Annotated in this window: 1 protein-coding gene (only partly in view); it reads left to right on the top strand. The window is 53.1% G+C overall.

The features are described from left to right. Positions 1 to 14,318, top strand: the end of a protein-coding gene (locus OCU60_RS10125) for a VCBS domain-containing protein (protein WP_261854721.1). It extends 14,539 nt beyond the left edge of the window; the window shows 14,318 of its 28,857 coding nt (coding positions 14,540-28,857); the start codon falls outside the window, past its left edge; it ends in the stop codon at positions 14,316 to 14,318.

Genomic DNA, 14,318 nt, shown 5'->3' with positions numbered 1-14,318 from the left:
GAATTGTGGCCGAAGACGCCTCTATTACCGGCAGTCTCACCGCCACCGATGTTGATTTACCAGATGGTCAAAATTTGGTGTTTAGCACCGAATCGAATGTTACCGGTCTGACGCTCAATGCGGATGGCAGTTATAGCTTTGATGCGTCTAGCTATGATGCGTTGGCTGCGGGTGAACAACAGGTGATTGAAGTGCCAATCACCGTGACCGATGATCAGGGTGCGACGGATACAACGACACTGACCATTACGGTCGTGGGTACCAATGATGCACCGGAGGCACAAGCCGCCACGGGTGCGGTGACCGAAGATGCGATCATTAGTGGCAGTCTCACGGCGAGCGATGTCGACTTACCGGATAACGCCAATTTAACGTTTAGCACTGAATCATCTGTCCCTGGTTTGACCTTCAATGCGGATGGCAGTTATAGCTTTGATGCCTCCGGCTATGACCAATTGTCGGCAGGCGAGACGCAAGTGATTGAAGTGCCGATCACTGTGACCGATGATCGTGGCGCGACCGATACGACGACACTGACCATTACGGTAACCGGTTCGGATGATGCCCCGGTGGTGACCGGGACCTTGACTGGTCAGGTGACCGAAGGGGATGTCGGTGATGTAGCACAGGTGAATGGCACCATCGCGATCACCGATGCAGATGCCGGTGATACACCAGTGTTTGCTGATACCACGGTCAGTGGAGCTTACGGCAGTCTGACACTGGCCGATGGCAAATGGACCTACACCTTAGATCAAAGTAAAGCCCAATCACTGGCGGATGGGGAGCAGGCCACCGATACTATTACCCTGACTGCGAGCGACGGCACCACACAGCAAATTCAAATTGAGATCACCGGCACTAACGATGCGCCGGTAGCACAGGCAGCGACGAACTCGGTGACTGAAGATGCCACGATTAGCGGCAGTCTCACGGCGAGCGATGTCGATTTACCGGATAACGCCAGTCTGACGTATAGCACGGACTCAACCGTGCCTGGTCTGACCTTCAATGCCGATGGCACGTATAGTTTTGATGCGTCCGGTTATGACCAATTGTCGGCCGGTGAGACGCAAGTGATAGAAGTACCGGTGACGGTGACCGATGATCACAATGCGAGCAGTACCACCACATTGACAATTACGGTGACCGGGACCAATGATGCACCGGAGGCACAAGCCGCGGTGGGAATTGTGGCCGAAGACGCCTCTATTACTGGCAGTCTCACGGCGACCGATGTGGATTTACCTGATGGTCAAAATCTGGTATTTAGCACCGAATCGAATGTTACCGGTCTGACGCTCAATGCGGATGGCAGTTATAGCTTTGATGCCTCCGGCTATGACCAATTGTCGGCAGGCGAGACGCAAGTGATTGAAGTGCCGATCACGGTGACTGATGATCGTGGCGCGACCGATACGACGACACTGACCATTACGGTAACCGGTACGGATGATGCCCCGGTGGTGACCGGGACCTTGACTGGTCAGGTGACCGAAGGGGATGTCGGTGATGTAGCACAGGTGAATGGCACCATCGCGATCACCGATGCAGATGCCGGTGATACGCCAGTGTTTGCTGATACCACGGTCAGTGGAGCTTACGGCAGTCTGACACTGGCCGATGGCAAATGGACCTACACCTTAGATCAAAGTAAAACCCAATCACTGGCGGATGGGGAGCAGGCCACCGATACTATTACCCTGACTGCGAGCGACGGCACCACACAGCAAATTCAAATTGAGATCACCGGTACTAACGATGCACCGGAGGCGAAGGCCGCGGTGGGAATTGTGGCCGAAGACGCCTCTATTACCGGCAGTCTCACCGCCACCGATGTTGATTTACCAGATGGTCAAAATTTGGTGTTTAGCACCGAATCGAATGTTACCGGTCTGACGCTCAATGCGGATGGTAGTTATAGCTTTGATGCCTCCGGCTATGACCAATTGTCGGCAGGCGAGACGCAAGTGATTGAAGTGCCGATCACGGTGACCGATGATCGTGGCGCGACGGATACGACGACACTGACCATTACGGTAACCGGTACGGATGATGCCCCGGTGGTGACCGGGACCTTGACTGGTCAGGTGACCGAAGGGGATGTCGGTGATGTGGCACAGGTGAATGGCACCATCGCGATCACCGATGCAGATGCCGGTGATACGCCAGTGTTTGCTGATACCACAGTCAGTGGAGCTTACGGCAGTCTGACACTGGCCGATGGCAAATGGACCTACACCCTAGATCAAAGTAAAACCCAATCACTGGCGGATGGGGAGCAGGCCACCGATACTATTACCCTGACTGCGAGCGACGGCACCACACAGCAAATTCAAATTGAGATCACCGGCACTAACGATGCGCCGGTGGCACAGGCAGCGACGAACTCGGTGACTGAAGATGCCTCTATTACCGGCAGTCTCACGGCGAGCGATGTCGATTTACCGGATAACGCCAGTCTGACGTATAGCACGGACTCAACCGTGCCCGGTCTGACCTTCAATGCCGATGGCACGTATAGTTTTGATGCGTCCGGTTATGACCAATTGTCGGCAGGTGAGACGCAAGTGATTGAAGTGCCGATCACTGTGACCGATGATCAGGGTGCGACGGATACGACGACACTGACCATTACGGTCGTGGGTACCAATGATGCACCGGAGGCACAAGCCGCGGTGGGAATTGTGGCCGAAGATGCCTCTATTACTGGCAGCCTCACCGCCACCGATGTGGACTTACCAGATGGTCAAAATCTGGTGTTTAGCACCGAATCGAATGTTACCGGTCTGACGCTCAATGCGGATGGCAGTTATAGCTTTGATGCCTCCGGTTATGATGCGTTGGCTGCGGGTGAACAACAGGTGATTGAAGTGCCGATCACGGTGACTGATGATCGTGGCGTGACCGATACGACGACACTGACCATTACGGTAACCGGTACGGATGATGCCCCAGTGGTGACCGGGACCTTGACTGGTCAGGTGACCGAAGGGGATGTCGGTGATGTAGCTCAGGTGAGTGGCACCATCGCGATCACCGATGCAGATGCCAGTGATACACCAGTGTTTGCTGATACCACGGTCAGTGGAGCTTACGGCAGTCTGACACTGGCCGATGGTAAATGGACCTACACCTTAGATCAAAGTAAAGCGCAGTCACTGGCGGATGGGGAGCAGGTGACCGATACTATTACCCTGACTGCGAGCGACGGCACCACACAGCAAATTCAAATTGAGATCACCGGCACTAACGATGCGCCGGTAGCACAGGCAGCGACGAACTCGGTGACTGAAGATGCCACGATTAGCGGCAGTCTCACGGCGAGCGATGTCGATTTACCGGATAACGCCAGTCTGACGTATAGCACGGACTCAACCGTGCCTGGTCTGACCTTCAATGCCGATGGCACGTATAGTTTTGATGCGTCCGGTTATGACCAATTGTCGGCCGGTGAGACGCAAGTGATAGAAGTACCGGTGACGGTGACCGATGATCACAATGCGAGCAGTACCACCACATTGACAATTACGGTGACCGGGACCAATGATGCACCGGAGGCACAAGCCGCGGTGGGAATTGTGGCCGAAGACGCCTCTATTACTGGCAGTCTCACGGCGACCGATGTGGATTTACCTGATGGTCAAAATCTGGTATTTAGCACCGAATCGAATGTTACCGGTCTGACGCTCAATGCGGATGGCAGTTATAGCTTTGATGCCTCCGGCTATGACCAATTGTCGGCAGGCGAGACGCAAGTGATTGAAGTGCCGATCACGGTGACTGATGATCGTGGCGCGACCGATACGACGACACTGACCATTACGGTAACCGGTACGGATGATGCCCCGGTGGTGACCGGGACCTTGACTGGTCAGGTGACCGAAGGGGATGTCGGTGATGTAGCACAGGTGAATGGCACCATCGCGATCACCGATGCAGATGCCGGTGATACGCCAGTGTTTGCTGATACCACGGTCAGTGGAGCTTACGGCAGTCTGACACTGGCCGATGGCAAATGGACCTACACCTTAGATCAAAGTAAAACCCAATCACTGGCGGATGGGGAGCAGGCCACCGATACTATTACCCTGACTGCGAGCGACGGCACCACACAGCAAATTCAAATTGAGATCACCGGTACTAACGATGCACCGGAGGCGAAGGCCGCGGTGGGAATTGTGGCCGAAGACGCCTCTATTACCGGCAGTCTCACCGCCACCGATGTTGATTTACCAGATGGTCAAAATTTGGTGTTTAGCACCGAATCGAATGTTACCGGTCTGACGCTCAATGCGGATGGTAGTTATAGCTTTGATGCCTCCGGCTATGACCAATTGTCGGCAGGCGAGACGCAAGTGATTGAAGTGCCGATCACCGTGACCGATGATCGTGGCGCGACCGATACGACGACACTGACCATTACGGTAACCGGTACGGATGATGCCCCGGTGGTGACCGGGACCTTGACAGGTCAGGTGACCGAAGGGGATATCGGTGATGTGGCACAAGTGAGTGGTACCATCGCGATCACCGATGCGGATGCCGGTGATACGCCAGTGTTTGCTGATACCACGGTCAGTGGAGCTTACGGCAGTCTGACATTGGCCGATGGCAAATGGACCTACACCTTAGATCAAAGTAAAGCCCAATCACTGGCGGATGGGGAGCAGGCCACCGATACTATTACCCTGACTGCGAGCGACGGCACCACACAGCAAATTCAAATTGAGATCACCGGCACTAACGATGCGCCGGTGGCACAGGCAGCGACGAACTCGGTGACTGAAGATGCCTCTATTACCGGCAGTCTCACGGCGAGCGATGTCGATTTACCGGATAACGCCAGTCTGACGTATAGCACGGACTCAACCGTGCCCGGTCTGACCTTCAATGCCGATGGCACGTATAGTTTTGATGCGTCCGGTTATGACCAATTGTCGGCAGGTGAGACGCAAGTGATTGAAGTGCCGATCACTGTGACCGATGATCAGGGTGCGACGGATACGACGACACTGACCATTACGGTCGTGGGTACCAATGATGCACCGGAGGCACAAGCCGCGGTGGGAATTGTGGCCGAAGATGCCTCTATTACTGGCAGCCTCACCGCCACCGATGTGGACTTACCAGATGGTCAAAATCTGGTGTTTAGCACCGAATCGAATGTTACCGGTCTGACGCTCAATGCGGATGGCAGTTATAGCTTTGATGCCTCCGGTTATGATGCGTTGGCTGCGGGTGAACAACAGGTGATTGAAGTGCCGATCACGGTGACTGATGATCGTGGCGTGACCGATACGACGACACTGACCATTACGGTAACCGGTACGGATGATGCCCCAGTGGTGACCGGGACCTTGACTGGTCAGGTGACCGAAGGGGATGTCGGTGATGTAGCTCAGGTGAGTGGCACCATCGCGATCACCGATGCAGATGTCGGTGATACACCAGTGTTTGCTGATACCACGGTCAGTGGAGCTTACGGCAGTCTGACACTGGCCGATGGTAAATGGACCTACACCTTAGATCAAAGTAAAGCGCAGTCACTGGCGGATGGGGAGCAGGTGACCGATACTATTACCCTGACTGCGAGCGACGGCACCACACAGCAAATTCAAATTGAGATCACCGGCACTAACGATGCGCCGGTGGCACAGGCAGCGACGAACGCGGTGACTGAAAATGCCACGATTAGCGGCAGCCTCACGGCGAGCGATGTCGATTTACCGGATAACGCCAGTCTGACGTATAGCACGGACTCAACCGTGCCTGGTCTGACCTTCAATGCCGATGGCACGTATAGTTTTGATGCGTCCGGTTATGACCAACTGTCGGCCGGTGAGACGCAAGTGATAGAAGTGCCGGTGACGGTGACGGATGATCACAATGCGAGCAGTACCACCACATTGACAATTACGGTGACCGGCACCAATGATGCACCGGAGGCGCAGGCTGCGGTGGGAATTGTGGCCGAAGACGCCTCTATTACCGGCAGTCTCTCCGCCACCGATGTCGATTTACCAGATGGTCAAAATTTGGTGTTTAGCACCGAATCGAATGTTACCGGTCTGACGCTCAATGCGGATGGCAGTTATAGCTTTGATGCCTCCGGTTATGATGCGTTGGCTGCGGGTGAAAAACAGGTAATTGAAGTACCAATCACCGTGACCGATGATCGGGGTGCGACGGATACCACGACACTGACCATTACGGTGACCGGCACCAATGATGCACCGGAGGCGCAGGCCGCGGTGGGAATTGTGGCCGAAGATGCCTCTATTACCGGCAGCCTCACGGCGACCGATGTCGATTTACCAGATGGTCAAAATCTGGTATTTAGCACCGAATCGAATGTTACCGGTCTGACGCTCAATGCGGATGGCAGTTATAGCTTTGATGCGTCTAGCTATGATGCGTTGGCTGCGGGTGAACAACAGGTGATTGAAGTGCCAATCACCGTGACCGATGATCAGGGTGCGACGGATACAACGACACTGACCATTACGGTCGTGGGTACCAATGATGCACCGGAGGCACAAGCCGCGGTGGGAATTGTGGCCGAAGACGCCTCTATTACCGGCAGCCTCACCGCCACCGATGTCGATTTACCAGATGGTCAAAATCTGGTGTTTAGCACCGAATCGAATGTTACCGGTCTGACGCTCAATGCGGATGGTAGTTATAGCTTTGATGCCTCCGGCTATGACCAATTGTCGGCAGGCGAGACGCAAGTGATTGAAGTGCCGATCACGGTGACTGATGATCGTGGCGCGACCGATACGACGACACTGACCATTACGGTAACCGGTACGGATGATGCCCCAGTGGTGACCGGGACCTTGACTGGTCAGGTGACCGAAGGGGATGTCGGTGATGTAGCACAGGTGAATGGCACCATCGCGATCACCGATGCAGATGCCGGTGATACACCAGTGTTTGCTGATACCACGGTCAGTGGAGCTTACGGCAGTCTGACACTGGCCGATGGCAAATGGACCTACACCCTAGATCAAAGTAAAACCCAATCACTGGCGGATGGGGAGCAGGCCACCGATACTATTACCCTGACTGCGAGCGACGGCACCACACAGCAAATTCAAATTGAGATCACCGGCACTAACGATGCGCCGGTGGCACAGGCAGCGACGAACGCGGTGACTGAAGATGCCACGATTAGCGGCAGCCTCACGGCGAGCGATGTCGATTTACCGGATAACGCCAGTCTGACGTATAGCACGGACTCAACCGTGCCCGGTCTGACCTTCAATGCCGATGGCACGTATAGTTTTGATGCGTCCGGTTATGACCAATTGTCGGCAGGTGAGACGCAAGTGATAGAAGTGCCGGTGACGGTGACGGATGATCACAATGCGAGCAGTACCACCACATTGACAATTACGGTGACCGGGACCAATGATGCACCGGAGGCGCAGGCCGCGGTGGGAATTGTGGCCGAAGACGCCTCTATTACTGGCAGCCTCACCGCGACCGATGTGGACTTACCAGATGGTCAAAATTTGGTGTTTAGCACCGAATCGAATGTTACCGGTCTGACGCTCAATGCGGATGGCAGTTATAGCTTTGATGCCTCCGGCTATGACCAATTGTCGGCAGGCGAGACGCAAGTGATTGAAGTGCCGATCACTGTGACCGATGATCGTGGCGCGACGGATACGACGACACTGACCATTACGGTAACCGGTACGGATGATGCCCCGGTGGTGACCGGGACCTTGACTGGTCAGGTGACCGAAGGGGATGTCGGTGATGTGGCACAGGTGAATGGCACCATCGCGATCACCGATGCAGATGCCGGTGATACACCAGTGTTTGCTGATACCACAGTCAGTGGAGCTTACGGCAGTCTGACACTGGCCGATGGCAAATGGACCTACACCTTAGATCAAAGTAAAGCCCAATCACTGGCGGATGGGGAGCAGGCCACCGATACTATTACCCTGACTGCGAGCGACGGCACCACACAGCAAATTCAAATTGAGATCACCGGCACTAACGATGCACCGGAGGCGAAGGCCGCGGTGGGAATTGTGGCCGAAGACGCCTCTATTACCGGCAGCCTCACCGCCACCGATGTCGATTTACCAGATGGTCAAAATTTGGTGTTTAGCACCGAATCGAATGTTACCGGTCTGACGCTTAATGCGGATGGCAGTTATAGCTTTGATGCCTCCGGTTATGATGCGTTGGCTGCGGGTGAACAACAGGTGATTGAAGTGCCGATCACTGTGACCGATGATCAGGGTGCGACGGATACGACGACACTGACCATTACGGTCGTGGGTACCAATGATGCACCGGAGGCACAAGCCGCGGTGGGAATTGTGGCCGAAGACGCCTCTATTACCGGCAGTCTCACCGCCACCGATGTCGATTTACCAGATGGTCAAAATCTGGTGTTTAGCACCGAATCGAATGTTACCGGTCTGACGCTCAATGCGGATGGTAGTTATAGCTTTGATGCCTCCGGCTATGACCAATTGTCGGCAGGCGAGACGCAAGTGATTGAAGTGCCGATCACGGTGACCGATGATCGTGGCGCGACGGATACGACGACACTGACCATTACGGTAACCGGTACGGATGATGCCCCGGTGGTGACCGGGACCTTGACTGGTCAGGTGACCGAAGGGGATGTCGGTGATGTGGCACAGGTGAATGGCACCATCGCGATCACCGATGCGGATGCCGGTGATACGCCAGTGTTTGCTGATACCACAGTCAGTGGAGCTTACGGCAGTCTGACACTGGCCGATGGCAAATGGACCTACACCCTAGATCAAAGTAAAACCCAATCACTGGCGGATGGGGAGCAGGCCACCGATACTATTACCCTGACTGCGAGCGACGGCACCACACAGCAAATTCAAATTGAGATCACCGGCACTAACGATGCGCCGGTGGCACAGGCAGCGACGAACTCGGTGACTGAAAATGCCACGATTAGCGGCAGCCTCACGGCGAGCGATGTCGATTTACCGGATAACGCCAGTCTGACGTATAGCACGGACTCAACGGTGTCCGGTCTGACCTTCAATGCCGATGGCACGTATAGTTTTGATGCGTCCGGTTATGACCAATTGTCGGCAGGTGAGACGCAAGTGATAGAAGTACCGGTGACGGTGACGGATGATCACAATGCGAGCAGTACCACCACATTGACAATTACGGTGACCGGGACCAATGATGCACCGGAGGCACAAGCCGCGGTGGGAATTGTGGCCGAAGATGCCTCTATTACCGGCAGCCTCACGGCGACCGATGTCGATTTACCAGATGGTCAAAATCTGGTATTTAGCACCGAATCGAATGTTACCGGTCTGACGCTCAATGCGGATGGCAGTTATAGCTTTGATGCGTCTAGCTATGATGCGTTGGCTGCGGGTGAACAACAGGTGATTGAAGTGCCAATCACTGTGACCGATGATCGTGGCGCGACCGATACGACGACACTGACCATTACGGTAACCGGTTCGGATGATGCCCCGGTGGTGACCGGGACCTTGACTGGTCAGGTGACCGAAGGGGATGTCGGTGATGTAGCACAGGTGAATGGCACCATCGCGATCACCGATGCAGATGCCGGTGATACACCAGTGTTTGCTGATACCACGGTCAGTGGAGCTTACGGCAGTCTGACACTGGCCGATGGCAAATGGACCTACACCTTAGATCAAAGTAAAGCCCAATCACTGGCGGATGGGGAGCAGGCCACCGATACTATTACCCTGACTGCGAGCGACGGCACCACACAGCAAATTCAAATTGAGATCACCGGCACTAACGATGCGCCGGTAGCACAGGCAGCGACGAACGCGGTGACTGAAGATGCCACGATTAGCGGCAGTCTCACGGCGAGCGATGTCGATTTACCGGATAACGCCAGTCTGACGTATAGCACGGACTCAACCGTCCCCGGGCTGACCTTCAATGCCGATGGCACGTATAGTTTTGATGCGTCCGGTTATGACCAATTGTCGGCAGGCGAGACGCAAGTGATTGAAGTGCCGGTGACGGTCACTGATGATCAGGGGGCGACGGATACTACCACATTGACGATTACGGTGACCGGCACCAATGATGCGCCGCAAGCTCATGCAGCGGTGGGAATTGTGGCGGAAGATACCACGATTACTGGTCGCATTATTGCCACAGATGTCGATTTACCCGACGGTCAAAATCTGGTGTTTAGCACCGAATCAAATGTTACCGGCCTGACGCTTAATGCGGATGGCAGTTATAGCTTTGATGCGTCTAGCTATGATGCGTTGGCTGCGGGTGAGAAACAGGTGATTGAAGTACCAATCACCGTGACCGATGATCGGGGTGCGACGGATACCACGACGCTGACCATTATGGTGGTGGGGACCAATGATGCGCCGATGGCACAGGCAGCGACGAACGCGGTGACTGAAGATGCCACCATTACTGGCAGTATTATGGCAACCGATGTGGACTTACCGGATGACGCCAGTCTGACGTATAGCACCGAATCGAATGTGTTAGGCCTGACGCTCAATGCTGATGGCACGTATAGTTTTGATGCCTCCGATTATGACGCTTTAGCGGCAGGTGAGACTCAGGTAATTAAAGTGCCTGTCACGGTCACCGATGATCGCGGTGCGGAGACGGGCACCACACTGACAATTACGGTGACCGGGACCAATGATGCACCGGTGGTGAATACAGCTGCGGGGATAGTGGCGGAAGATGACGCGATTACTGGTCGCATCATCGCCACTGATGTCGATTTACCGGATGACGCGAGTCTGACGTTTAGTATCGAGTCGAATGTGGCAGGCTTGACGTTCAATGCTGATGGTACTTACAGTTTTGATGCTTCCAGCTATGATGCGTTGGCTGCGGGTGAGATACAGGTGATCAAAGTGCCGGTCACGGTCACCGATGATCTCGGTGCGACGGGTACGACCACATTGACCATTAGAGTAGTGGGCACCAATGATGCGCCGGAGGCACAAGCCGCCACGGGTACGGTGGCCGAAGATGCGACCATTAGTGGCAGTCTCACGGCGAGCGATGTGGACTTGCCCGATAACGCCAATTTAACGTTTAGCACTGAATCATCTGTCCCTGGTTTGACTTTAAATGCCGATGGTGACTACAGCTTTGATGCCTCCGGTTATGATGCGTTGGCTGCGGGTGAAAAACAGGTAATTGAAGTGCCAATCACCGTGACCGATGATCGTGGCGCGACGGATACCACCACACTGACGATTACGGTGACCGGCACCGATGATACACCCGAGGTGACCGGAACCTTCACCGGCGCGGTGACCGAAGGTGATATCGGTGATGTGACGCAGGTGAGTGGCACCATCGAGATTACGGATGCGGATGCAAACGATAATCCGGTGTTTGCCGATACCACGGTTAGTGGGGTTTACGGTAGCCTGACACTGGTCGATGGCCAATGGACTTATACCTTAGATCAAAGCAAAGCGCAGTCCCTGGCGGATGGGGAGCAGGTGACCGATACCATCACCCTGACCGCAAGTGACGGCACCACACAGCAAATCGAGATTGATATCACTGGTACCAATGATGAGCCTGTCATTGCTTTGGAAGATTCGGCAAAACAGGTCTCGATTTCTGAAGAAGGTTTAGCGCAGGGGAATCCTGATACGACTGGTAGTCGTGATACAACAAATGCCAGACAAGCTTCAGGAGCTTTTTCTGTCTCCGATTCGGACTCTTCTTCTGTGACATTGTCACTTGTTGCGCCAACAACGGCATTATATAGCCATGGTATCGCGATCATCTGGACGTTGCTGGAAGATGGTTCTTTGATTGGTCAGGCAAATGGTGAAACCGTGATGACGATTAGCCTTTCCGATCAGGGAGATGGCGACTATTCGTATACGGTTGATATGCAAGGTTCGGTTGATCATCCTGACTCAGCAGGTGAAGATTCACTTCAAGTTGATTTCGGTATCTCTGCAGATGATGGTCAAACCGTTTCAACCCAATCCGTTCAAGTCTCGATTGAAGATGATTCACCCGATTCCCATACGACAGACGTTGTGGTTGAAGCCGATGATGGCCCCTTTAATTTTTCCGTTGCTGGGACGACCGTGTCATTGGGCAACTCTGTTTTCGATAATGGTAACTGGCATACTCAACAAACGGATTCAAGCGTTGCTTGGGGAACCTCGGGGCCGTGGGATAGTAGTTATTCTTCATATCAAGTGTCATCACAGCAAGGTTCGCATGATTATACTGAGGGGCAGCCATTTGCACTGGCGACCTTAGTTCATCACAATGGTTCGGTATTGAGCAATGAATCGACACTGGATAGTACGGTATTAACAATTGTTACCCAGGTGACAATTAATGGTGTGACTCAGTCGGTTACAGTAAATTTGAATGTTGACCATGACGAAACCTCAAATAATACGGGTGCGGATGGTGACTCAATTACGGTGACGACGGATTACGTTGATGTCGAGATCGATGGTGTCATGTATCGATTGGATATTGAAGGCTTTAAGAATGACGACGGTACGATTTCGAAAACGGTCGTGACAGAAGAAGGTGACACCGAAACTTATACGCTCGTTGCGAGCCTGAACTCTCATCCGGATTCTCAGCCTGACCAAATCGTTACAGGGATGGTCGATTATGATGCCGGTGCCGACGGCATGGCTTCAGTGGTGTGGGAATCGGGCACAGAGAATAACGGTGCCACTGTGATCCATGGGGAATATGGCACGCTCACTGTTTATGCTGATGGTCATTATACCTATGACGTCAATGAAGATGCGCAGGCGGCGTTGGATGAAGGGACAACGGCAACTGACTCATTTAACTATGTGGTCACGGATCATGATGGCGATAGTGCCACCAGTTCACTGAACTTTGAGGTATCTGGGAGTTCTGCCGCACCGTTGAGCTCAGGTCTTCATGGTGAGTTTTATAATTATCAGGAAGATTGGTCTAATCACTGGAATAATGTCGATAGTCTTGCTGATGCATTGGGGATTATCCAGAATCAGGATCCGAATGCTGAATTTACCTCGACCCAAGTCAATTATCAGAGTGATTTATTTGCGCATGACTTAGGGGGATATGATGCATCCTACTGGTTGAATGGTCGCACCAATCTCGAAGAGTGGTTGGAAGACACCGGTGATGATAGCTCTGTGGTTTTCAACGATAAGGAAAATTCATCAGATGCTGTTGTTCGTTTAACAGGTGGTGTTGCACTTGATAGTGGCACTTATTCAATCAAAGTCACCGCTGATGACGGTTATCAGGTTAAGATTAATGGCGTCGTTGTCGCTGCATATGACGGTATTCAGTCTGAGACAACCGATACATTTACCTTTACCGTGGATGGCTCTGGCTATCAGACGGTTGAAATTATCTATTGGGATCAGGGTGGTGCCCATCAATTAACGGTGTCGTTGGCTGATGTGACTGATGGTGCTACTGGAGATTATTCCGTACTGGGTAGTGATGCTTATCCGACAGTGAATGGTGATGTAACCGCAGCCGGTTCTGTTGATGTGATCACTGACCATGAGGCAATGGCAGCAGGGTATGAGGAGCGAATCGACCAATTTGCAGCCGACCATTATTGGCAAACTGATGGTGACAATCACAGCAATCACTTAGTCGGCTCACCCGACAATGATCATATTGATGGCCATGACGGTGACGACTGGATTGATGGTGGACTCGGTGGTGCCGATTGGTTAAACGGCGGAAATGGTGATGATACCATTGTCAGTAGTTATGGTGGTGAGGGCGATCTGCTCGAGGGCGGACGCGGTGATGATCATCTATATGGCCGGGATGGCAATGATATTCTGATTGGTGGTCGGGGTGATGATTATCTCTCTGGTAGTGTCGGTGATGATATCTTGATTGGTGGTCAGGGGGATGATTATCTCTCCGGTGGTGCAGGTAATGATGTTTTGATTGGTGGGTCACGTGACAATCATGCGGATGGCTCTGATCTACTGGTTGGTGGTGCGGGTCAAGACCTGTTTGTTCTGGACTCATCTTCTGTTGATAAAATTCAGGATTTCGATAGCTCTGAGGATGCAATTGACTTATCTAATCTGTTAGCTGATGTATTAGATAACCAGAATAGTGATGCAATTCAACAATATCTGGATCAACATGTTGAAGTGACGTCTGAGCATGGACAAACTCACCTGAATATCAACGATGTGAATGTTGCCGATTTTGGCCATGATTCCAGTTTTGATGCAAGTAGCACCATTGCTGTGATTATTAATGATCATGAGTTCTCGGTGAAGTATCACGGTTAA

The sequence above is a fragment of the Vibrio spartinae genome, assembly GCF_024347135.1.
Classification (GTDB): Bacteria; Pseudomonadota; Gammaproteobacteria; order Enterobacterales; family Vibrionaceae; genus Vibrio; species Vibrio spartinae.
The sequence above is the reverse complement of the archived record's forward strand: the minus strand, read 5'-3'. Positions and strand labels throughout refer to the sequence as shown.